The following is a 20,656-nucleotide window of genomic DNA, read 5'->3' as shown; positions in this document are numbered from 1 at the left end:
ATCGAAAAATTGACTTAGTTACTGAGAAATCATTGAAAAACCCATATTTCATTGAAAGTATTAATGAATCTAAAGAATTAATATATGAAGCGTGAGGTTAAAAAGTATCTTTACGATATAAAAACATCGATAGAATCTATTAATGAATATTTAGGAAATGAAAGAGATTTCTTCAAATACGAAGAAAACAAGATTCTGAGAAGAGCTGTTGAACGTGAAATTGAAATTATTGGAGAAGCGACTAATCGAATATTAAAAATTGAACATGAAATAGTAATTGAAAATGCACGAAAAATAGTTGACACTAGAAATTGGGTAATTCATGCTTATGACAGTGTTGACAATACTATAATTTGGGGAATAGTAACAATTCATTTGCCGAAACTTTTAATAGAAGTTGAACAGTTACTAGAAAAATAAAAAGCCAGCAGTTAACACCGACTAAACTTCATGCGGGTTTTGTGCCAACTTCGAAGTTTTGTGCATATTTATTAAGTCCGCCAAATCTGGCCGATTTCCAAGCCCGTACAAAGCCTAGCCAAAACCGTTGTAAGGCATTTCATAAACTAAGCCTCTATTCAATAACTTAAGGCAACAAACCTTATTGTCTCTATACTTTAGACAGCTATAAACAACGGCTTTCCAGCAAGTATTTAAAACAGAAACAACTTTTATTTTACGGGATACTTAACATAAAAAAACGTTATTCTAAATAGAAATACGTAGTTTTATAAAAAAATGGAACGGAAGCATACCATACAAGAGGTATGGTTATTCGGAAGTTGGGTAACATTAAAAAGTAGCAACGAAAAACTATATTCAATTAGAATTTTATTACTTTTGAAATATGGAAATGAATATTCAAAATACTAAAATAGAATTAATACAATGGTTAACAACTCTTAACGACAAATCACTGATTGAGAAAATATTAGAGCTTAGAAAATCTGAGACAGCAGATTGGTGGAATGAAATTTCTGAATCTGAAAAAAAATCTATTGAAAAAGGTATTATAGATGCTGACAATGGAAATCTAAACTCTCACTCTGAAGCTAGAAAGGTATATGAAAAGTGGTTATAAGGTTGAATGGACAGATAACGCTTTAAATGAATTAAAGGAAGTTTTTGAATATTTAGAATTAAAATGGACTGAAAGAGAATCTAAAAAACTTTCTCAGAAAATTGAAACTACAGTTAAACTAATAGCTGAAAATCCTTCTTTATTTCCTCAGTCTAAACATCTAGAAGTTAGAAAAGCTGTAGTACATAAATTGAATACTATCTATTACAGAGAAAATAACAATAATAAAACTGTTCAAATATTATCTTTTTTTAGTAATCGAAAGAATCCTAATAAATTGAAAGTATAAAACGTTACCCAACACCGGCTAAACTTCATGCGGGTTTTGTGCTTACTTCAAAGTTTTTGCTATATTTACTAGGTCGCCAAATCTTATTGTCCCGATGCTTCGGGATGACTTAGTTTTAACCAAAAGAAACCTAACAAAAAGCTTCGGCTTAGTCCGTGTTCAAAAATCTAGCCGATTTTCAACCCCTCACAAAGCCTAGCCAAAACCGTTGTATTTAATTTATGAGAAAATTTGAAATATTATTTATCACATTTCTAATTCTAGGTTTATTTAAAACTTATTCCCAAGATATTAAAGAAATTGATAGTATTTTAAAACTTGAAAAATTAGAATATTTTGAAAAAGAATTAAGAGTTTATGTTTTTCAAAGTTTGAGATCAAACAATAAGTTATATAGGATATTTAAAAATAAAGAAAGTCAATGGAAGCTTGAAAAATATTTTATCTACGCTGAAATAGAATCTATTAATTATTTTGACGAAAATGGTTCACTCAAAACTTATAAAACTGATAAATTTTCGAAAATAAATGTTATGCCTGCTAACAATTTTGAAAAGGAATGGTTAGAATTACTAGCAACAAATATCTTGAAACTCCCTGATTTTTATGAATATAAGTATAAACTAAGTGAAAAAGAAATTAAAATGGAAAATGGAAAGTATGAATTATTTGATAAAATAATTGAAATTACTGACGGTGATACTTATTTAATAAAAATTAAGAATGAAAATGAATCTAATGAATTGATTGTTCACGAACCTTTATCATATTTTAAATTATATCCTCATGTTGATGAACTAGAATATTTATCAACTTTTTTAAATAAAATAAATAAACTCTTTCATCCAAAAAACTAGATACAACACAGACTATACTTCATTTGAGTTTTGTCCAAACTTCAAAGCTTTGTGTATATTTACTAAGTCGCCAAATCTTGTTGATTTTCAATCCCGAAATTGCCCAAAATAGTAGCAGACGAGATTCAGAAAAAGAAACAAAACCGTTTAAAAGAAAATGGTTAACTCAATGTTTTAGGATTCGTAAACAAGATCTCTACAATGCTTGAAAAAGCATCAATTTGGTAAAACAATGTCCTTACAGAATTGGTATCAACTTAAAGTCTTTAGATATTTCTCATTTCCTACTATTTATTTTATGCATTAAAAACCTCTCCTAATTTTAAGGATAATGGGTATATTGCAACATTCAACCCCTTATTTTGAGACAAACAGACATCTACAACTATTCCATTTTGATATAATTTGCAGTTAAGAACATCTAAAACTATTAACTAACTAAAAATTATTACAAAATGAAAAAAATACTACTTTTTTTAATTACATTATTTTCTATTACGCTAACAAATGCACAGCTATCAGCCGGAGCTGTATTTTCTGATTCCTTATACGATTATCAAGTAACTACTGATACTGAACCTGGCTCTCCTAATACAGTCTCAATTACAGCTGTAACTACAGGTGCAACTCTACCTAGTACCCTAGTTATACCAGCATCTGTTACAGAAGACGGTTTTGAATATGCTATTACATTAATTGCCAGTACAGCTATAAAAGGAAAATCCATCACTTCTTTAACCTTAGAAGGAAATACACAACCTGGACATCAATCTTTTATGGATTGTACTAGTCTTACTACTGTTACACTACCTCTTACAACTACTATTGGTCTACAAGCTTTTAGAAATTGTAGCGCATTAGTAACTTTAAATATCCCTGAAGTAACTCATATTGGTGTACAATCATTTAGAGCTTGTACATCACTTGTAAACTTAAATCTTCCTAAAGTAAAATTTATAGGAGAAACAACTGGTGCAGGTTTAGCATTCTGGCAATCTACAGGAATAAAAACTGTAAGCATGCCAAATATAGAAGCCATTTATGTAGGTGCCTTTAATGGATGTACTTCGCTTGAATCAGTTACATTACCGGCAACATTAACAACACTTGATCAAACGAATCATAATCTATTTAAATTTTGTTCAAGTTTAACAGAAATAATTGTAGAAGGGGAAACTCCTATAACACTTACAGACAATGGTCTATCATCTATATTTGAAGATCCAATTGCTGCAGGTGCTATTTTAACAGTTCCTAACGGTACTAAAAGTGCATATGAGGCTGCAGATGTATGGAAAAATTTTGCGACAATTAATGAAGCTCCTACCTTAAGTAATACTTCTCTAGAAGAATTAGACTGGAGTATTTATGTAAACCCTGTAACAAGTGTAATTTCTGTAACAAACAGCAATTTAAAAAGTGCTACAATTTCTGTTTACAACTTAACAGGTAAAACTCTATTAACAAAACAGTTTAACAGCAAGCAATCAGATATCAATATTTCTGAATTAGCTACTGGTATCTATTTGTTTAAAGTTGAAACTGATAACGGAGCCTTTGTTAAAAAAATTATAAAGCAATAACATCTTTAGAAAAAACCCCCTATTCATAAAGTCCGATTTTAAAAATCGGACTTTTTTTATGTTCTAAAACTTTAGGTATTCCATTGATCTTAGTGTTTATCAAAAACAAAATGACAAATAATTAGTTTATACTTATTCTAAAAAACGGTAGTTTAGCAATTGCTATAGATTTCATAATTATTTAAGTACAAACTAAAAAATACTTTATTGAAAAACATTCCTAACATATCGTTTCAAAGTACAGACAATACAAAGGATTTTGAATTCTTAAATGTATCTAACTTGTTTGCTAGAATTCCTAGTATTTCAGATCACAACCCCACGCAACCCCACAGAGTTACATTTTTTGCTTTGCTTATTGTTACACAAGGAACAGGAACTCATCAAGTAGATTTAAAAGAATACAAACTAGAAACTGGTTCTGTTTTAAAAATTGCCAAAGGTCAAGTACATGCTTTTCAAAAAAATGCTACTTACCAAGGATTCTTAATTTTATTTACCGAGGATTTTGTGTTAAACTATTTTTCAAAATCATCTATCAATATTATTTCCCATTTATACAATTACCACATTACCCCACCTATTGCTAACGACAAAGCCTTAAATCAAACTTTTCTTCATCATCTTTTAGAGAAGTTTAAGGTAGAAAACACCTATGCACAAAAAAACATTATTGCAGCCTTGTTAGATTTGTATTTTTTAAAATTAGAACGCAAATCACACCATAATAAATTACAAAGCAACAATGCAAAACAATACCATCTCTTTATACAATTTAAAAATTTAGTAGAATCTAAATACACCACGACTAGAAATGTTAAAGATTATGCCAACATGCTGTTGATTACAACCAAACTTTTAAACCAAGTAGTCAAACACTTTACCCTAAATACGGCTAAGTCTTTTATAGATGAATATGTTATTCTAGAAGCCAAACGTGCTATGGTAAGTACCGAAAAAAGCTTAAAAGAAGTTGCTTATACCCTTGGTTTTGATGAAGTCACTAATTTTACCAAGTTTTTTAAAAAACACACCCGCAGAACCCCTAAACAGTTTAAAACAGACTTGTAAAAACCACCTGTCTCATATTTACCATTATTAACCTAAGATTCACCTTTCCAATTCTTCTATATATTCCCAATTTTGTTTCAACATTTAAAACCTATAAAAATGAAATCAAAATTAGTCACCACCCTTTTGTTATTTGTATGTGTTATTAGTTTTGCACAAAGTAAGACCTCTAAAGAAAATAAATTTGAATTTGAACAAGCGGAGCATTTCTTAGACGGATATTCGTTAAACTTTCAATACCAGAATGGAACAGCCATACATATGGAATTTGATAAGGGACAAGCACAATATGAATGGGTAGCAGGACCTGCTAAAGGAAACGGAAACAAAGACATTCCTTACCGTTCTCGTAAAATTGGCGATAATTTATATTTAGTTAATTGGCATGAAGTTGGTTTAAAAGATTACCTAACCATTGTTTTTGACTTTAACACTATGGTTGTACATAGTTCTATTATTGTAGGCTATGAAAACAATCCTAAAAGAACTTTAAAAACTGTATTTAGAAGTGGAATTATTGATCATTTAAAAAAAGCTAAATAACTAAACTTTCTTAAAAACAATAAAGATTCAATCTGATAGTGATATACAATCACTATCAGATTGAATCTTTATATCCTAATTTAGCAAACTCAAAAAAAGTCTCACATTCACCATTTTTAGATCAACTTTGATCACTTCTACTGTTTAATGTTTCATCAATTTTGTACTCTAATCAAAACACATTTATAAATGAAACCTTTTAAATTAAAATTTTTAGCATTACTTCTATTCACCATCACAATCTTTTCTTGTAGTAATGATGATGATGACAATGCACAAGTAATTATCGATTTTGGAACGGCTCCAGCTAGCTCTATTATTACCACAGGTACGGTAGATGTAATTACCGAAAACACGGTGAGATATCACACTATTAACTTTAGTACAGAACCTTACACCGTTACACTTGTTGAAACAGAAAACAATATTGTTTTAATAGACTTAGGTCCTGCTCCCGCTTTTGCTGCAGAGTTAAAAACCTATTTTGATGCCATTAACAAACCTGGAACTGTAATTATTACACACAACCATGGAGATCACTATGGTGGTGCAAGTAGTTTTACCGATTTAGATTTTTATGCAGAAAGCGTTGTTGCCGATCAATTAAACAATACGGACGATTTTACAAGCTTATACAGTAAATCTGTAATCTCAGTAAGTGGAACTCAAAAAATTGGAGACTTAACCTTTGCTTTTGACAAAGTATCCAATGCAGAAACTGGTGAAAATGGGTTTATTTACAATGAAGAACATCTAGCTTTATTTTCTGGTGACCTTGTGTACAATTTAACGCACCCATACATTAGAGAGTATACTCCAAAAGATTCTGTAGACGAAATAGACAATTGGATTGCAGGTTTAACAACCTTAAAAACCAACTTTTCAAATTACAATCACTTATTTGTAGGACACAATGGTTCTCGTGCTGATGTAGGAACTGCTATTGATGAAAACATTAACTATTTACAAACAGCAAAAGGTTTAATTAAAGGAACCCAAACACTTACTGCTGGTGGTACAGCTACTACCAATCAAGAAGTAATCGATGAACTTGAATTGTTATATCCTAGTTATAAAGAAGGAGGACTTTCATTATCACTTCCAAATGCCTTTTTCCCTGGAGATACAGGTGCAGATTGGTTCTAATTAACATTTAACTCTAATAGATAGCTGTAGGAATAGGTAGCATGTATTCCTGTTCCTACAGTTTTTACAAAAATAGTATGGAACTTACATTAGAAAACCAAATCAACAACACCTTAAATGAATTGTATCATGAGGCTAAAAAAGATCAATTTAAAATTCTAAAAAAAATAGCTCAAAAGACTCTTAAGAAAATTCAGCCATCAGACTTAAAGGACGTTTATCTTTCTATTTCAAAAAAACAAGGGGAATATTTACAACAATACATAAAGACATACAGGCTAAAAAACATTGTTGAATTTGGAACCTCTTTTGGTATTTCTACCCTATTCTTAGCACAAGGAACGTTAGAAACTAAAGGTCAAATTATTACCACAGAGCTAATTCCCTCTAAGGGGCAAAAAGCAATTGAAAACTTTAAAAGAGCAGGAGTGCACAAGCTGATTGAAGTAAGAATAGGAAATGCTTTACAAACTCTAAAAGACTATCAAAAACCTATAGATTTATTGTTATTAGATGGATGGAAAGATTTATACCTGCCTCTATTTCAATTATTAGAACCCAACTATCACAAAAAAACAATGATCTACGTAGACAATGCAAACATGCTAGAAACTCAGAAATTTTTAGCAACTATAGCTCAAAATTCTAAATACAAAATAACCCCCCAACACAACGGAAAAGCCGCACAAATTACCATGGCTTAGTGTTTACTGAATCTTAATACATCTCACATTTACCATAATTAGCTTAAGATTCACCTTTACCCCTTTTCTATTTCATACCATCTTTGTTAAAAAATATTTATTATGAGTGATGTAGCCTTATGCCCTACTTGTGGCAGTAAATCAAAAATTAAAGAAAAAAACGGAGTCACCACCTACCAAGCCGTACAAGATGAAGAAGCTTTTAAAAAAAAAAGTTCAGCATAAAAAAGCTATGGAAAAATTTAAAGCCAAATCTGAAGCTTTAGAAAAAGAATTGGCCGACTTAAAAGCAACACACTAATTTTAAAAACAACGATGCAATTTATCAAAAAAAATTATGGGTGGATTTTAGTATCCTTATTGGCTTCTCTACCCCTGTTGGTCATTTTTAAAATGGTAGACATTAACTTTTCTAACGGATTCTCTCTGAATCTTATAGAAGGTGCTGGTGCCGAAGGAAAAACAACCTTAGAAATGTTGTATCATGTATCTGGAGAATTTGCCATTCGTTGGATGACAGCCGTACTAACCTGTACTCCCTTTTTTATTTTATTTGGAGTTCACAATCTGTATGTAAGACAAGCCATGGGAATTGCTACTGCTGTGTGGAGCTTTATACATTTTATCATTTTTATATTGGCAGAAGGTTTTTTAGAAACTTTTACACAAGTAAATTATATAGCAGGCTTTATAGCTATTATATTCCTTATCCCTTTGTTTTTTACCTCTAACAAAGGATCTATGAGATTTTTAAAAAGTAATTGGAAAAAATTACAAAGTTTCGTCTATCCAATTATTCTTTTAAGTCTTTTACATATTGTACTTTTAGACAAAACATGGTTAATTTATGCCATTGTTGTAGGTTTAGGAATGATGCTAAGAATACCTTTTGTAAAAAAATATTTTATCCAACGTAGAAAAAAAAGAAAAACAATTAAGTCTTAAATCCTATGAGCATACTAGAAAACTTTTTAAAAAAAGTAGTGTTGCAACAAGCAATTATTTCTAAAAAAACACAACTATCAGACTCCGTATATCACTTACAGCTAAAAAGTGAAAGTATCAAAACAGCTGAATTTCTACCTGGTTATTTTTTACGCTTAGGTATAGGAATTGGAAATGATGAACTTGCTTTTAAAGACAAAGTTAGAAGTTACAGCGTGTGGAACATCAATAAAACGGAAGGAACACTAGACCTAGCCATTGCTACCGAAAGCCATGGAATTGGAGCCCAATGGGTGGCCAATTGTTTGGTAAATGATGTGGTTTATTTTAAGTGGAAAAAAGGAACTTTTGTGCTTGATAAAACTGCTGATAGTTATTTAATGATAGGTGATCTATCTGCCCTATCACACTTGTATGTAATTCACAGATCCTTGCCTAACAACAAACAAGTAGAAAGCCTTATTTACAGCTCAAATACGAATCGTTTTTTTAATGATATTGAGGGTACTAGTCCCTTTAACTTTTATGAATTAGACCCCAATGCCATCACAGAAATTTTACGTTTGGTCAAAGAAATAACGCCAAAAATGAAAGGCACTAAAATGGTTTATATTGCTGGAGATAGTAGAGTATGTATAGCCTTAAATCAGTATTTTAGAAAAGAATTAAATTGGAATACCCAACAAATTAAAACCAAACCTTTTTGAAATCCAGACAAAAAAGGATTGGAATAAATGAAAATAGCCATCACCCAAAAAATTTAATCCCCAATGAATTTAAGTGAATCCTATACAACTATTAGACAGCAAACACTGGATTTTTGCCGTTATCTACAGCCTGAAGATTTTTCTATACAAGTAGTAAAGTTTGCAAGCCCTGCCAAATGGCACTTGGCACATACCACTTGGTTTTTTGAAACCTTTATTTTAAAAGATCAAGTAGACAACTACACCGAATTTGATAAGAATTTTAATTTTTTATTCAACAGTTATTACAACAACGTAGGGAGTAGAATTTTACAAGCCAACAGAGGAAACATGTCTCGCCCCAGTACCGATGAGATTTATGCTTATAGAGCCTATGTAGATGCCCAAATGCAAGCGTACATACAAACAAATCCTCCTAAAAAAATAGTAGATTTAATTGTATTAGGACTCAATCACGAACAACAACATCAGGAATTGTTAATTACCGATGTAAAATACATGTTAGGGCACAACCCTTTGTTTCCTGTTTACAATGCAGATTACAATTTAACAGCCGATAAAAACACGAGTACAGAAAGTGTACAAATTAATGCGGGAGTTTACAAAATAGGTCATCAGAATAAGGACTTTTGTTATGACAACGAACTAGGTGTACATCAAGTATATATAGAAAATTTTGAAATTCAGAACTACTTAGTAACCAATGGTGATTATATCGCTTTTATGGAGGCTGGTGGTTATACCGATTTTAATCTTTGGTTAGATGAGGGATGGTCTTGGGCAAAAAAACTAGAAAGCAAAGCTCCTATGTATTGGCATCAGATTGATGGAGAATGGCATATGTACACGCTTGCTGGATTACAAAAAGTAGACAAAACAGCCATTTTAAGTCACGTAAATTATTACGAAGCTTGTGCGTATGCCGAATGGAAAGGCATGCGTTTGCCTACAGAGTTTGAATGGGAAATAGCTGCACAACAATTAAACTGGGGACAACGTTGGGAATGGACCAACAGTGCCTATTTACCTTACCCCAATTTTGTTAAAGAAAACGGAGCTGTTGGGGAATACAACGGCAAATTTATGAGTAACAAAATGGTGTTAAGAGGAGCTTCTGTAGCCACATCACCCAACCATAGTCGTAGTACTTATCGTAATTTTTTTCACCCTTCGGAACGCTGGCAGTTTACCGGAATTAGATTAGCAAAATAAGATGATAGAAACCTTTAAAAAAGACGTAGATCAGGGTTTAAAGGCAAGCACTAAAACCTTGCCTTCTAAATATTTTTACAACAAAAAAGGGGATGCTCTTTTTGTAGAAATTATGAAACTTCCTGAATATTATTTAACGCGTTGTGAACTAGATATTTTTGAGAATAAAACACAGGAACTAATTGATGGCTTGGACATACAGCCAGAAACTTATTTTGAGTTGATAGAATTAGGAGCCGGTGATGGGACCAAAACTAAAAAATTATTGGCCTCTTTAGCCAATCAAAACTATGCTTTTGATTACTTACCTATTGATATTTCTGCCAATGCTTTGGACTTATTAGAAAAAGACCTTTGCAAAGAATTACCAAAAGTATCGGTACAAACCCAACAAGGAGATTACTTTGAAGTATTGGCTTCTTTAAAAAAGAGCAAAAAGCCCAAAGTAGTTTTATTTTTAGGTTCTAACATTGGTAACATGACCGATGATTTGGCGGCTGAATTTATTTATAATTTAGGAGCTAATCTACAAGCCGGAGACAAGTTATTATTAGGGGTAGATTTGATCAAAGCCAATGATATTGTATTGCCCGCCTATAACGATAGCAAAGAAATTACCGCCAAGTTTAATTTGAATTTATTAGACAGAATCAATCACGAATTGGGTGGGAATTTTAATCAGGAACAGTTCAAACATCAACCTGAATACGATGAAAGCGAAGGAATTGCAAAAAGTTTTATTGTAAGTACTACTCATCAAACCGTAGAAATTAAAGCACTAGGAAAAAGCTATCATTTTACCGAAGGAGAAAAAATTCACACAGAAATTTCTAGAAAATACAATGATGATTTGCTTCAAAAAATCATACAAAACACTGATTTTACTTTAGAAACTAAAATCTTAGATAGCAAAGGCTATTTTGCAGATTACATTCTTAAAAGAAACTAAACATGAACAGCATAAGGTTGGGTATTTTAGGATTGGGAAGTCAGACCACTACGTTTTACATAAGTGAGCTGAATCGTATGTATCATAAAAAACATGGAGGGTATAGCACCTGTCCTTTTGTTTTGTGGAACAGCAATTTTCATGCAATCAACTCTCGTTTGCCAACTATTTCTAAGGAGCTCAACACCCTTGTTCAACAAGAAATTCTACAATTAGAAAACTTAGGAAGTACACATTTAGTCATTCCAAATATCACTTTACACGAAAGTATAGATCAGCTAGAGCTTTCCAAAAAAGTATTACATCCTGTGTATTTAACCGTAGAAAAACTAAAAGCAAACACTATTTCTAAAGTGGTATTACTAGGGTCGGAACACACCATGAACTCCACTTATATTCGTTCTATATTTAAAGAGAATGCTATTGAAGTAACAATTCCCACAGCAACAGACAGACAACAAATTGATGCTTTTAGACAACAAGTCTATGCCCAAAAAGAAACGGCTGAGAGTATTTACAACTATCATCAAATAATTCAGAAATACAGTGCTACAAATCCTGTATTGCTAGCTTGTACGGAATTGTCCATTTTTAAACCCAAAGAAAACAAACAACTAATAGATATGGTTACTGTTCAAATTAGAGCAGCCATCCATCAATTATAAAACAAAAAAGAATATGAAAGTAGCAGTAACATCAGCAAACGGAAAATTAGGATCTAGCATTGTTAAAAACCTAATCCAACTACTAGGAAAAGACAAGGTAGTAGGTATTGCGCGTAGCCCAGAAAAAGCAGCACACTTAGGTATAGAAATTAGAAAAGGAGATTACAACAGTCGTGAAGAATTTGAGCAAGCTTTACAAGGAATTGACAAAGTTATCTTACTTTCTGGTATGGATGAACCGCAAAAAAGAATTCAGCAACATCGCAATGTAATTGAAGCCGCAGTAAGCAATGGGGTGCAAAAAATTGTCTATACCAGTATTATTGGTGATGATGAAAACAATGCATTTAGTCCTGTGGTACAATCCAACCGTCAAACAGAAAAAGACGTTCAAAACGCTGGTCTTGATTATGTGATTGGTAGAAACGGAATTTACATAGAACCCGATTTAGAATACATAGACACCTATGTAAAAGAAGGAGAAATTAGAAACTGTGCAGGTGATGGAAAATGTACTTATACCAGTAGAGAAGAATTGGGAGAGGCTTATGCCAAAATGCTGACTGAAGACAAACATAATGGTAACGTTTACAATTTAGTTGGGGAAGCTATTACTCAAAGTGAATTAGCAGACGGTATTAATAAAGTATTTAACACACAGTTAGTTTTTACTTCTGTTTCTGTTGCCGATTATTTAACTGAAAGAAAAACTGCTTTAGGTGAATTTATAGGTACGATTATTGCAGGAATTTATGAAGGAATTAGAAATGGAGCCAATGAGGTACCTTCTGACTTTGAAAAAGCAACAGGAAGACCCCACAAAACTCCTATAGAAATGATGAACGTATTTAAAAATTAATAATAAAAAACAAAAGTCACCTACAGATTATTTTTCTTTCTATTATGTACATTCAACAAAAAATTCGTATTTTAAAAGAAAGTGCTAAAAAAAAAACATGAAATAGGAAATAGTCAGTATGGAAACACATTATAAATTTATAAAAGAGCATCAGCTTTTAGTCCAAAAAACCTTTGGTAATTATTCCATAGAGGACTATATTTCTTATATAAATTCTATCTACACTAAAGAAAACATGTTACATGTAAAAAAAGTGATTACAGATTTAAGAGGAACAAATTTAGAATTGGCTTTTAAGGATATTGATAAATTAGTGGAGTTAAGAGAACAAATTATTCTTTTTGAATATGTAAACGTGAATATTGTAGACACACCTACTTCCAATGCTGTTGTACATCTTTATCAGAAAAAAATAACTGACAAAAGATTACCCAAACACAAACAACATTACTGTAGTACTCCACAAATGGCTATAGATTTGTTACAAATAGACATGCCCCAAGAAGAACTGACGAACCTACTAGATAGTTTTTAAGAACATCCATATACAAAACTGCTACTAAATATTTAGTAGCAGTTTTTTTTTGATTCCTGTTTAAAAACTATGATGCTGTACGTGTAATGCGTAATTTTATAAAAAATTAGTGGCTTCTAAATGCCCTACACCAAAGCAGTACGCTATGTTTAGACATCAAGGTAAAAACAGAACTTTAAAACACAATCTTCAAATTGCTTCTGTTCTATCTTTTGTTGCTGGAATTGTAAACGTTACAGGATTTTTAGCTTTTAAACAATTAACCACCAATGTAACAGGACATTTTGCATTATTTATTAATGATGTTGCCAATTTTAATGTATGGAAAGGAACCATTTACTTTCTATATATTTTTTCCTTTTTATTAGGTTCTTTTGTCTCTAGTTATTTGATTGAATTTTTTAGAAAAAACAAACAATTGAATATTTATGTATTGCCTACGCTATTAGAAGCCTTGGTATTAATTTCTATTGGAGTTCTTAGCAATTTTAGCCTATTGGCCAGTCCTAACACCACAGTATGTTTATTACTTTTTGCCATGGGAATGCAAAATTCTTTTGTCACCAAAATATCTAATGCCGTAGTAAGAACCACCCATTTAACAGGGCTTTTTACCGATTTAGGAATTGATGTTTCTCACTTATGCTTTCCCAAACTGTACACCCAACGAAAAAAACTAAAAGCCAACATTAAATTAAGATTTTATATTATTTCTTTCTTTTTTTCTGGAGGTTTGGTGGCAGGACTGTTCTATTCTAGATTTCTGTTACAACTAAACACTTTGCTTTTAGCGGCCCTTATTTTAGTATTAAGCTTGTTATACGATGATTTTAGATACAGATTCATCAAAACCAAACGAAAATACCACCAAAGAAAAAGAAGTTCTTCTGCCCCTAGCCCTTTGTAAAACAAGACATTTAAATTTTTTATAAAAAATAAGATAAAAAATTTGCCAACAAACTACTTAATCGTAATATTGCAATATACAAATACAACCAAATGGGATTAATTAAAACGGAAAAATTTAGCAAGGAACAAAATGAAATTGCTTTGATCGCTAAAGTCATTGGACATCCGGCAAGAGTAGCCATTTTGCAACACTTGTTTAAAATAAACGCTTGTGTTTGTGGAGATTTGGTAGACGAAATTGGTTTGGCACAATCTACCATTTCACAACATTTAAAAGAGCTAAAACACATGGGCTTAATTAAAGGAAATGTAGAAGGAACGAGTGTTTGTTACTGTATAGACACAGAAAATTGGTCTAAAATGAAACAAATTATGAGTCAGTTCTTAGATCAAGATGTTAGCAATAGCACTTGTTGTTAAAAAAATTTAATTGTATTCATCGTAAAAACGCAATAAACAAATAATATAGTATGAAATTATCAGAAGTAAAAAACATCTTAAAGCAAGTAAAAACCATTGCTTTTGAATTGCCAAATGGAACTTTGGTTCCCAACCATTTTCACGTAACAGAAGTAGGAGAAATCACTAAAAAATTTATTGATTGTGGTGGAACTGTTAGAGATGAAAAAGTAGTCAACTTTCAGTTGTGGAATGCTAATGATTATGATCACAGACTACATCCAGAAAAATTGGTCAACATTATTGAATTGTCTGAAAACATATTAGGAATTGAAGATGCTGAAGTAGAAGTAGAATACCAAGCCGATACCATTGGTAAATATGGATTGGACTTTAACGGAACGCATTTTTTATTAACCAGCAAACAAACCAACTGTTTGGCTCCAGACCAATGTGGAGTTCCAACCAAACAAAAAGTTAAACTAGCAGATATTCCTGTAAACAACAGCTGTGCTCCTGGTAGCGGATGTTGTTAATCATTTTAAACTCTAAAACAAAAAATAATCAAAATGGCACTATTTAATTCTATTGAAAACTTGCTGTCTACCTTAGACCTAACAACCGTTGCTAACGATCGTAAAGAAACACTACAACCTTTAGTCGATTACATTCAAACCAAAGTCAACGAAAACAAGCCTATTAGAATCAACTTTATTTGTACACACAATTCTCGTAGAAGTCACTTGTCTCAAATTTGGGCACAAACCATGGCTTATCACTTTGGAATTCACAACCTAACTTGTTACTCTGGAGGAACCGAAGCTACCGCCCTATTTCCAATGGTTGCAGAAACCTTAAAAAATTCAGGTTTTGAGATTCAAACCCTTTCAGAAGGAAACAACCCTGTGTACAGCATTAAGTATGCAAACAACGAAGCTCCCATTATTGGTTTTTCTAAAAAATTAGACAGTCCTTTTAATCCTGCTTCAGAATTTGCTGCGATCATGACTTGTTCTCAAGCCGATGGTGGTTGTCCTTTTATTGCAGGAGCCGAAAAGAGAATTCCCATTACTTTTGAAGACCCTAAAGCGTTTGACAACACTCCGCAACAAGCAGCAAAATACAACGAAAGAAGTAATCAAATTGCGACAGAACTATTCTATGTATTCTCACAAATCAACGCTTAAAAATGACTACAAAAAAATTAAGTTTTTTAGACAGTTACCTAACCTTATGGATCTTTTTAGCCATGTTGCTAGGTGTAGGCTTGGGCTATTTTATTCCCACATTTCCTAACATTATTAATAGTTTAAGTAGCGGGACTACCAACATTCCTATTGCTATTGGATTGATTGTAATGATGTATCCGCCATTGGCAAAAGTAAACTATACCTTGTTGCCCAAAGTATTTAGAAACACCAAAATACTTTCTATCTCGCTAATCTTAAATTGGATTGTAGGCCCTTTATTAATGTTTGTATTGGCCATTACCTTTTTAAGAGATTATCCGGAATACATGGTAGGGTTAATTTTAATTGGATTGGCTCGTTGCATTGCCATGGTCTTAGTGTGGAACGATTTGGCCGAAGGAAGTAGCGAATACGGAGCAGGTTTGGTAGCCTTAAACAGTATTTTTCAAGTATTTGCTTATAGCTTTTACGCATGGTTATTTATTACTGTATTGCCACCTTATTTTGGTTTTGAAGGTGCTATTGTAGATATTTCTGTAGCTACCATAGCCGAAAGTGTGGCTATTTATTTAGGAATTCCATTTGCTTTGGGAATTTTAAGTAGAGTTGTTTTAATCAAATTAAAAGGAGAAGAATGGTACACACAAAAATACATTCCTACCATTTCTCCCCTAACCTTAATTGCTTTGCTATTTACCATTGTGGTTATGTTTTCTTTAAAAGGAGAGTTAATTGTAAGCATTCCTATGGATGTACTTATTATTGCCGTACCGCTATTAGTGTATTTTACTCTAATGTTTATTATTGGTTTCTTTTTTACCAAAGCCATGGGAGCTAGCTACGATAAAACGGCTTCTGTAGCCTTTACCGCAGCGGGTAACAATTTTGAATTGGCCATTGCCGTTGCCATTGCCGTGTTTGGATTGAACTCCGGACAAGCCTTTGCAGGTGTAATTGGTCCTTTGGTAGAAGTACCTGCTTTAATTTTACTGGTGCGTATTTCTTTTTGGTTGCGTAAAAAATATTACAAATAAGAATTTCTTATATACACTTAAAATCATCCCGCTAGTTTTTCTAGCGGGATTTTTTTATGCTTAGCATTTGTTAAGAACTTTTAGGCTTTGTGGAAAAGTATCTGTTGATGTTATCAGTCTATAAACGTAGATTTATATAAAAAAAATTGAACTGAAGAATAAGACAATGCAAGCTAGGATTGTTGTTTGGAGGTTAGACTACAATTAAAACTATTATGACACGAGAAGCAGACTATACAATCAAAGGATTTATTTATCAATTTAATAAAACTCTTGAACAAGTATTAGCAGAACCTAATGGAACTGAAATAACTGTAGAAGGAATTATAGAAGATATTGACGTAGTATCAGCTGGAATAACAAAAGCTATTCAATGTAAATATCACGAAACAAAAGATAAATATAAGTCATCTGACATTTCAAAACCAATTTTGCAAATGTTAGTTCATTATGCTAACAATAAAGATAAAAACATTCAATACATACTTTACGCTCACTTCTCAGGTGAAACTGAAGGGGAAAAAACAATTTCTAAAAGTGATATTGAAACAATTTTAAAGTCAAAAGACAAATCTTATCTAAATTATATTTCAGCCCTAAAACCGCCAAAAAAACAAGCAATAAAAGACCTCCTTTTAAAATCTAAAAAAAGTGCAGTAGAAATTAAAACAATTACTACGTATTATGAAACTGCTACAGATTTAGAGTTACAAATAGATATAGACGAATTTTTAAAGCCTGATAAATTTAAATTCATAATTGGAAAATCTTTTGATTCATTAATATTAGATACAAAACAATTACTTGAAACTAAGAGTAGGTTTTCAAAAGATGATATTGAAGAGCTATTTTATCCCAATGCTATCCAAAAAATAGCAGACAAAAGTATTCAACACAACTCGGACGATAGAAAAATTATCAATACAAATTTTATATTAGAATTAGAAAAAAATAAAAAAACAGCAATTACAAGATGGACTAAGGAGCTTTTAACTTATACTGAGCTTTTAAATATAAGAAGAAACCAGTTAAAAAGTAACTTACAAGTTAATCACAGATTAAGATACTTTATTTTCGATGAATCAAACATCAAGGATTTTGATAATAAAATAGTTAAGTTCATTTCAGATTATATCGGTAAATATCACTACAAACCGAAACTTCATAACAAAACCCCAATCTTTTGCATTAAAACACAAAACAAAAACTTAAGATCTGAAATAGAAAGTCGATTGCACAAAAAAGAAATAAAATTTCAAAATGGACTAAAAGGAAATGACTTTTATCAAGGAGAATTTTTAAGAGAGCCCGAAACAATTGCCACAAAATCTTGGAGAGAGTTCCAATTACGAATTTGTGATTATAATATAGAGACTGTCAAAGCTATAAATAGTAAAAAAAGTGATGACCTATTTATAATTGGAAAGGAAGAATTTAAAGAAATTGATACTCAAGATATGAATATTGAATTGTTAGAAGTTTCTAACCTAAAAGAACTGCAATATTTATTAATGCTAACTAACAATTTTGAATAAATGGAAAATAAAGAATTAATAAAAATAGGAACTGTTATTGAAAGTGCTTCAAATTCAATAATGATTAGAATTGAAGATGATGAAACATTTGAAAAAAACAAACACGAAATTCAGATTGGTAAATATCTACAAATTAAAGAAGGTAATCACAATTATGTAATTTGTGTCATTCAAAGTATAAAAATAAATGATGATAACAAAAAGTATATAATCAATTCTCAACCAATAGGTATTTATTCAGAAGACTTCAAACAAGGTAGTTCTATTTTACCTTCACCGACAGAAGAAGTATTTATTATATCAGAATCTGTAATGAGTAAAATTTTTAGTAAAGACAGTAATTACTCATTTAAATTTGGTGAATTAATTCAAAATAGAAATATAAATTTACATATAAATGGAAATAGTTTTTTTAGTAAACACATTGCTGTTGTTGGTTCTACTGGTTCAGGAAAATCTTGTACGGTTGCTAAAATATTACAAGATGTTGTTGGTATAAATAAAAAAACTAACTTAAATAATGGTAATCAAAAAAATGCTCACGTAATTATTTTTGACATTCATTCTGAATATAAATCTGCATTTGAGATTGATAGCAAAGAAAATTTTAATCTAAATGCTCTTGATGTTGACAAATTAAAACTTCCTTATTGGTTAATGAATTCTGAGGAATTAGAGTCACTTTTTATTGAGAGTAATGAACAAAATTCACATAACCAAGTTTCACAATTTAAGAAAGCAGTAACCCAAAATAAAGAAAAACATAATCCTGGCTTATCAAAAGTAAACTACGACACACCTGTTTACTTTAGCATTGAAGAAGTTTATAACTACATTTCAAATATGAATAATGAAGTTATAAATAAAGTGGATGGCGAAGAGCAAAAACCAAAATTACTTGATGGAACTTTAATATCTGATTTGAACAAATACTTTGACAAAAAATTAGATTTTGTAACAACTAGTACAGCCAAAGCAACAAAAGCAAGTAATGGTGCTTTCAATGGAGAATTTAATCGATTCTTATCAAGATTGGAAACGAAAATATACGATAAAAGATTAGAGTTCTTATTACAACCTAATAAAGTTGATGGCACATTATATAAAACTGATGATTTTGAAGAAATATTAAAACAATTCTTAGGCTATTTAGACAAGTCAAATATTACAATAATTGATTTAAGTGGTGTTCCTTTTGAGGTTTTAAGCATAACTGTAAGTTTAATATCAAGATTAGTATTTGATTTTGCCTTTCATTATTCTAAATTAAAACACAGTACACAAGAACTAAATGATATTCCATTTTTAATAGTTTGTGAAGAAGCTCACAATTATATTCCAAAAAATGGTGGAGCAGAATATAAAGCTTCAAAAAAATCAATAGAAAGAATAGCAAAGGAAGGAAGAAAATATGGATTGAGTTTAATGGTTGTCAGTCAAAGACCATCTGAAGTTTCAGATACAATTTTTTCTCAATGTAATAATTTTGTTGCTTTAAGACTAACAAATATTAGTGACCAGAATTATATAAAAGGATTGCTACCAAATAATGCAAATTCCATTACAGATATATTACCAACACTATCTGCTGGAGAATGTTTAATTGTTGGAGACGCAACACCTATGCCAGCAATAGTGCAAATGGAAATGCCTGACCCTGAGCCAAAATCGGAAAGCATTAAATTTCATAGCCAATGGGAGAACGGGTGGACAGATGTTACATTTAGTGATGTAATAACCAGATGGAGGAAAGAATAACTAACATATCGTAACAATTTATATAAAATCACTATATACAATAACAACAACACTCCCATGAAAAAAAGCCTAAGCTATTTGGTTTTAATAGTACTACTAAGTGCTTGTGCTAAAAAAATAAATCCGGTAACGGCCTATAGTGAATTAACCGTTTCTGCTGTACAAAAAGAAAAGTTACCTATTGTTGAATTGGCTTTAGACAAGCCCCTAAAAGCAGAACTAAAATTAGAAGATAATGTAATGGCAAACGACAGTATATTGTCCTATTACCATGAGTATACCTACACTCCTAACGAAACAAAAAACTATACGGTAGAAATTTTTAGCTTGTGTAACTGTTTTGGTTTTAAAAAATATATTTTTAATCCTACTATTAAAGTTGTAGACAAAAACCATCAGGAAATAAAACAAGTACTAGAAACCCAATCTTATGATTATCAAAAGGGACCTATATCTTTAAATAAAAAATGGAGGTTTACAGGAGTTAAAAATCAACCCATAACTATTGTTGTTTTTTCAGACAATTATGCGCTTGAAAAACCTATACATCAATTTAAAGCAACATCCACTTCATTTGCTTCGGGTATGATTATTCCCATAGTAGCTCCCATAAAATTAAAAGCTACATTGGTCGGAAAATACTATATAGAACTAAGCCAAAACACAACAGCTAACAAGCATTAAA

The 20,656-nt window shown here is 31.3% G+C and carries 25 protein-coding genes; all 25 read left to right on the top strand.

What is annotated here, in order from left to right; translation table 11 throughout:
• Positions 1–84: 84 nt before the first annotated feature.
• Complete coding sequence (locus GGR97_RS03440) at positions 85–420, top strand: HepT-like ribonuclease domain-containing protein (RefSeq protein ID WP_167897025.1); 336 nt, start codon at positions 85–87, stop codon at positions 418–420.
• 433 nt (positions 421–853) lie between these two features.
• On the top strand, positions 854–1,081 hold the full coding sequence (locus GGR97_RS03435; RefSeq protein WP_245229442.1) for a hypothetical protein: 228 nt from the start codon (positions 854–856) through the stop codon (positions 1,079–1,081).
• Positions 1,065–1,370 (top strand): type II toxin-antitoxin system RelE/ParE family toxin, encoded by a 306-nt coding sequence (locus GGR97_RS03430; protein WP_167897023.1) that lies wholly within the window; start codon positions 1,065–1,067, stop codon positions 1,368–1,370. Before GGR97_RS03435 ends, GGR97_RS03430 begins: the two co-directional genes overlap by 17 nt.
• 221 nt (positions 1,371–1,591) lie before the next feature.
• Entirely contained in the window at positions 1,592–2,227 is a 636-nt protein-coding gene (locus GGR97_RS03425) for a hypothetical protein (protein WP_167897022.1), read from the top strand.
• Between the two features lie 455 nt (positions 2,228–2,682).
• Entirely contained in the window at positions 2,683–3,810 is a 1,128-nt protein-coding gene (locus GGR97_RS03420; RefSeq protein WP_167897021.1) for a leucine-rich repeat domain-containing protein, read from the top strand.
• A gap of 207 nt (positions 3,811–4,017) precedes the next feature.
• Positions 4,018–4,881, top strand: coding sequence for an AraC family transcriptional regulator (locus GGR97_RS03415; RefSeq protein WP_167897020.1), 864 nt, complete (start codon positions 4,018–4,020; stop codon positions 4,879–4,881).
• A 99-nt stretch (positions 4,882–4,980) separates the two neighbouring features.
• Positions 4,981–5,424, top strand: coding sequence for a MoaF-related domain-containing protein (locus GGR97_RS03410; protein WP_167897019.1), 444 nt, complete (start codon positions 4,981–4,983; stop codon positions 5,422–5,424).
• A 189-nt stretch (positions 5,425–5,613) separates the two neighbouring features.
• Entirely contained in the window at positions 5,614–6,570 is a 957-nt protein-coding gene (locus GGR97_RS03405; protein WP_167897018.1) for an MBL fold metallo-hydrolase, read from the top strand.
• A gap of 77 nt (positions 6,571–6,647) precedes the next feature.
• Positions 6,648–7,274 (top strand): O-methyltransferase, encoded by a 627-nt coding sequence (locus tag GGR97_RS03400; RefSeq protein ID WP_167897017.1) that lies wholly within the window; start codon positions 6,648–6,650, stop codon positions 7,272–7,274.
• A gap of 102 nt (positions 7,275–7,376) precedes the next feature.
• The gene (locus GGR97_RS15365; protein ID WP_262887199.1) at positions 7,377–7,499 is read left to right on the top strand and encodes a hypothetical protein; all 123 of its coding nucleotides are present in this window, start codon (positions 7,377–7,379) and stop codon (positions 7,497–7,499) included.
• Between the two features lie 90 nt (positions 7,500–7,589).
• The gene (locus tag GGR97_RS03395) at positions 7,590–8,219 is read left to right on the top strand and encodes a ferric reductase (RefSeq protein ID WP_167897016.1); all 630 of its coding nucleotides are present in this window, start codon (positions 7,590–7,592) and stop codon (positions 8,217–8,219) included.
• A gap of 5 nt (positions 8,220–8,224) precedes the next feature.
• Positions 8,225–8,926: a siderophore-interacting protein gene (locus GGR97_RS03390; RefSeq protein WP_167897015.1), complete on the top strand. Its 702-nt coding sequence runs from the start codon at positions 8,225–8,227 to the stop codon at positions 8,924–8,926.
• Positions 8,927–8,989: 63 nt separating this feature from the next.
• Positions 8,990–10,138, top strand: coding sequence for an ergothioneine biosynthesis protein EgtB (egtB, locus tag GGR97_RS03385; RefSeq protein WP_167897014.1), 1,149 nt, complete (start codon positions 8,990–8,992; stop codon positions 10,136–10,138).
• A 1-nt stretch (position 10,139) separates the two neighbouring features.
• A complete protein-coding gene (locus GGR97_RS03380; protein ID WP_167897013.1) occupies positions 10,140–11,087 on the top strand; it encodes an L-histidine N(alpha)-methyltransferase in 948 nt (315 codons plus the stop codon).
• Between the two features lie 2 nt (positions 11,088–11,089).
• Positions 11,090–11,752, top strand: a complete 663-nt coding sequence (locus GGR97_RS03375; RefSeq protein ID WP_167897012.1) for an aspartate/glutamate racemase family protein — start codon at positions 11,090–11,092, stop codon at positions 11,750–11,752.
• Positions 11,753–11,765: 13 nt separating this feature from the next.
• Positions 11,766–12,611: an SDR family oxidoreductase gene (locus GGR97_RS03370; protein ID WP_167897011.1), complete on the top strand. Its 846-nt coding sequence runs from the start codon at positions 11,766–11,768 to the stop codon at positions 12,609–12,611.
• A 118-nt stretch (positions 12,612–12,729) separates the two neighbouring features.
• On the top strand, positions 12,730–13,146 hold the full coding sequence (locus GGR97_RS03365) for a hypothetical protein (protein WP_167897010.1): 417 nt from the start codon (positions 12,730–12,732) through the stop codon (positions 13,144–13,146).
• Between the two features lie 145 nt (positions 13,147–13,291).
• The gene (locus GGR97_RS03360; RefSeq protein WP_167897009.1) at positions 13,292–14,053 is read left to right on the top strand and encodes a YoaK family protein; all 762 of its coding nucleotides are present in this window, start codon (positions 13,292–13,294) and stop codon (positions 14,051–14,053) included.
• 92 nt (positions 14,054–14,145) lie between these two features.
• Complete coding sequence (locus tag GGR97_RS03355; RefSeq protein ID WP_167897008.1) at positions 14,146–14,475, top strand: ArsR/SmtB family transcription factor; 330 nt, start codon at positions 14,146–14,148, stop codon at positions 14,473–14,475.
• A 50-nt stretch (positions 14,476–14,525) separates the two neighbouring features.
• Positions 14,526–14,990 carry a DUF6428 family protein gene (locus GGR97_RS03350; protein ID WP_167897007.1) on the top strand — a complete coding sequence of 155 codons (465 nt, stop codon included), beginning with the start codon at positions 14,526–14,528 and terminating at the stop codon, positions 14,988–14,990.
• Between the two features lie 33 nt (positions 14,991–15,023).
• Positions 15,024–15,641 carry an arsenate-mycothiol transferase ArsC gene (locus GGR97_RS03345; RefSeq protein WP_167897006.1) on the top strand — a complete coding sequence of 206 codons (618 nt, stop codon included), beginning with the start codon at positions 15,024–15,026 and terminating at the stop codon, positions 15,639–15,641.
• Between the two features lie 2 nt (positions 15,642–15,643).
• Positions 15,644–16,678, top strand: a complete 1,035-nt coding sequence (gene arsB / locus GGR97_RS03340; protein WP_167897005.1) for an ACR3 family arsenite efflux transporter — start codon at positions 15,644–15,646, stop codon at positions 16,676–16,678.
• A 215-nt stretch (positions 16,679–16,893) separates the two neighbouring features.
• Positions 16,894–18,213: a hypothetical protein gene (locus tag GGR97_RS03335; protein ID WP_167897004.1), complete on the top strand. Its 1,320-nt coding sequence runs from the start codon at positions 16,894–16,896 to the stop codon at positions 18,211–18,213.
• The gene (locus GGR97_RS03330) at positions 18,214–19,971 is read left to right on the top strand and encodes an ATP-binding protein (RefSeq protein ID WP_167897003.1); all 1,758 of its coding nucleotides are present in this window, start codon (positions 18,214–18,216) and stop codon (positions 19,969–19,971) included.
• A gap of 57 nt (positions 19,972–20,028) precedes the next feature.
• Positions 20,029–20,655 (top strand): lipoprotein, encoded by a 627-nt coding sequence (locus tag GGR97_RS03325; protein WP_167897002.1) that lies wholly within the window; start codon positions 20,029–20,031, stop codon positions 20,653–20,655.
• Position 20,656 lies beyond the last annotated feature (1 nt).

This window comes from Wenyingzhuangia aestuarii, from assembly GCF_011927765.1.
GTDB lineage: Bacteria > Bacteroidota > Bacteroidia > Flavobacteriales > Flavobacteriaceae > Wenyingzhuangia > Wenyingzhuangia aestuarii.
This window is presented reverse-complemented; position numbering and strand designations above follow the sequence as displayed.

Bases quoted from the DNA above. Each gene is read 5' to 3' on its own strand.
- egtB (WP_167897014.1), top strand. From the start codon at position 8,990: ATGAATTTAAGTGAATCCTATACAACTATTAGACAGCAAACACTGGAT.
- GGR97_RS15365 (WP_262887199.1), top strand. From the start codon at position 7,377: ATGAGTGATGTAGCCTTATGCCCTACTTGTGGCAGTAAATCAAAAATT.
- GGR97_RS03335 (WP_167897004.1), top strand. From the start codon at position 16,894: ATGACACGAGAAGCAGACTATACAATCAAAGGATTTATTTATCAATTT.
- GGR97_RS03405 (WP_167897018.1), top strand. From the start codon at position 5,614: ATGAAACCTTTTAAATTAAAATTTTTAGCATTACTTCTATTCACCATC.
- GGR97_RS03375 (WP_167897012.1), top strand. From the start codon at position 11,090: ATGAACAGCATAAGGTTGGGTATTTTAGGATTGGGAAGTCAGACCACT.
- GGR97_RS03425 (WP_167897022.1), top strand. From the start codon at position 1,592: ATGAGAAAATTTGAAATATTATTTATCACATTTCTAATTCTAGGTTTA.
- GGR97_RS03360 (WP_167897009.1), top strand. From the start codon at position 13,292: ATGTTTAGACATCAAGGTAAAAACAGAACTTTAAAACACAATCTTCAA.
- GGR97_RS03410 (WP_167897019.1), top strand. From the start codon at position 4,981: ATGAAATCAAAATTAGTCACCACCCTTTTGTTATTTGTATGTGTTATT.
- GGR97_RS03395 (WP_167897016.1), top strand. From the start codon at position 7,590: ATGCAATTTATCAAAAAAAATTATGGGTGGATTTTAGTATCCTTATTG.
- GGR97_RS03365 (WP_167897010.1), top strand. From the start codon at position 12,730: ATGGAAACACATTATAAATTTATAAAAGAGCATCAGCTTTTAGTCCAA.
- GGR97_RS03370 (WP_167897011.1), top strand. From the start codon at position 11,766: ATGAAAGTAGCAGTAACATCAGCAAACGGAAAATTAGGATCTAGCATT.
- GGR97_RS03435 (WP_245229442.1), top strand. From the start codon at position 854: ATGAATATTCAAAATACTAAAATAGAATTAATACAATGGTTAACAACT.
- GGR97_RS03390 (WP_167897015.1), top strand. From the start codon at position 8,225: ATGAGCATACTAGAAAACTTTTTAAAAAAAGTAGTGTTGCAACAAGCA.
- GGR97_RS03420 (WP_167897021.1), top strand. From the start codon at position 2,683: ATGAAAAAAATACTACTTTTTTTAATTACATTATTTTCTATTACGCTA.
- GGR97_RS03400 (WP_167897017.1), top strand. From the start codon at position 6,648: ATGGAACTTACATTAGAAAACCAAATCAACAACACCTTAAATGAATTG.
- GGR97_RS03440 (WP_167897025.1), top strand. From the start codon at position 85: ATGAAGCGTGAGGTTAAAAAGTATCTTTACGATATAAAAACATCGATA.
- GGR97_RS03330 (WP_167897003.1), top strand. From the start codon at position 18,214: ATGGAAAATAAAGAATTAATAAAAATAGGAACTGTTATTGAAAGTGCT.
- GGR97_RS03325 (WP_167897002.1), top strand. From the start codon at position 20,029: ATGAAAAAAAGCCTAAGCTATTTGGTTTTAATAGTACTACTAAGTGCT.
- GGR97_RS03430 (WP_167897023.1), top strand. From the start codon at position 1,065: ATGAAAAGTGGTTATAAGGTTGAATGGACAGATAACGCTTTAAATGAA.
- GGR97_RS03380 (WP_167897013.1), top strand. From the start codon at position 10,140: ATGATAGAAACCTTTAAAAAAGACGTAGATCAGGGTTTAAAGGCAAGC.
- GGR97_RS03350 (WP_167897007.1), top strand. From the start codon at position 14,526: ATGAAATTATCAGAAGTAAAAAACATCTTAAAGCAAGTAAAAACCATT.
- GGR97_RS03345 (WP_167897006.1), top strand. From the start codon at position 15,024: ATGGCACTATTTAATTCTATTGAAAACTTGCTGTCTACCTTAGACCTA.
- GGR97_RS03355 (WP_167897008.1), top strand. From the start codon at position 14,146: ATGGGATTAATTAAAACGGAAAAATTTAGCAAGGAACAAAATGAAATT.
- arsB (WP_167897005.1), top strand. From the start codon at position 15,644: ATGACTACAAAAAAATTAAGTTTTTTAGACAGTTACCTAACCTTATGG.